The sequence below is a fragment of the Streptosporangium sp. NPDC049376 genome (genome assembly GCF_044466505.1).
GTDB lineage: Bacteria > Actinomycetota > Actinomycetes > Streptosporangiales > Streptosporangiaceae > Streptosporangium.
In genome coordinates, this window is sequence record NZ_JBITMT010000056.1 from 1 (window position 1) to 1,259 (window position 1,259).

General features: G+C 69.7%; 1 protein-coding gene. It reads left to right on the forward strand.

The genetic code is table 11. The annotated features are described in order from the left end of the window. On the forward strand, positions 1-1,259 hold a 1,259-nt coding region (locus ACIBVQ_RS40535), incomplete at both ends, for a condensation domain-containing protein (RefSeq protein ID WP_399184275.1).

Genomic DNA, 1,259 nt, shown 5'->3' on the forward strand with positions numbered 1-1,259 from the left:
GCCGCCGCCCGGCTGGTGACCCGTCGGCACGAGGTACTGCGCACCTCCTTCGACCTGGACGGCTACTCCGTCCCCCTGCAGCTCGTGCACACCGAAACCGAACTCCACGTCGAGGTGCGCGACCTGAGCGGCCTCGGCGAGGCGGAGGTCGGCCGATCACTACGGCGGTTCACCGCCGACGAGCGCGCCCGGTTGTTCGACCTGACCAGGCCGGGGCTGATCCGCCTGTTCGCGCACGTCTGCGACGACCGGTCCTGGTGGCTGTCGGTCACCGAGTGCCACGCGATCCTGGAGGGTTGGAGCCACCACTCCATGCTGATGGAGCTGCTGGAGTACTACCGGGTGATCCGGGACGGTGCCGTGCCCGACCCGGCTCCGCTGCCCGCCCTGCGTTACGCCGACTTCGTGGCCGCCGAACAGCGGTCGCTTGAGTCGGAGGACGACAGGGCCTTCTGGCGCGGCGTCGTCACCGACCACCCCAAGCTGGCACTTCCGGAGACCTGGGGCGACCGGCCGGACACGCCGCGCGCCGTCCGGCAGGCGGTGGTCTCCTTCACCGACCTTGAGGACGGCCTGCGCGCCCTGGCCGCCGCCGCCGGGGTGCCGCTGAAGAGCGTGCTGCTGGCCGCGTACATGAAGGTGCTGAGCCAGATCACCGACCAGGAGTCCTTCCACACCGGACTGGTCCTGCACGGCAGGCCGGAGGCCGACGGCGCCGACCGTGTCTACGGCCTGTACCTGAACACGCTTCCGTTCCCCTACACCAGGGGTGCCCGTACCTGGCATGACCTGGTGAACGAGGTGTTCACCACCGAGACGGCCATGTGGCGGCACCGCCGGTTCCCCCTGGGGGCGATCCAGCACGAGACCGGCGGGCGGCTGCTCGACGGCATGTTCATCTACCTCGACTTCGACCAGGTCGACACCGAGCTGGTCGACTACCTGGCCAGCATCGACGACAGCCCGACCGAGTTCCCGCTGCACGTGTCCGTCAGGGTCGGCCACGTCGCCATCGCCGTGGACACCCATGTGATCGGCGAGAGGAACGCCGACCGCCTGGCGGAGATGTACCGGCAGGTCCTGGTCGCGATGGCCGCGGATCCGTACGGCGACGCCCGCACCGTCTTCCTGCCCGCCTCCGACCGCGCCCTCCTCGACGGCCTGACCGCTGAGGTGGGGGGTGTTTCGCGGTGTGTGCATGAGGTGTTTGAGGAGCGGGTGGTGGTGTGTCCGGATGCGGTGGCGGTGGTGTGTGGTGA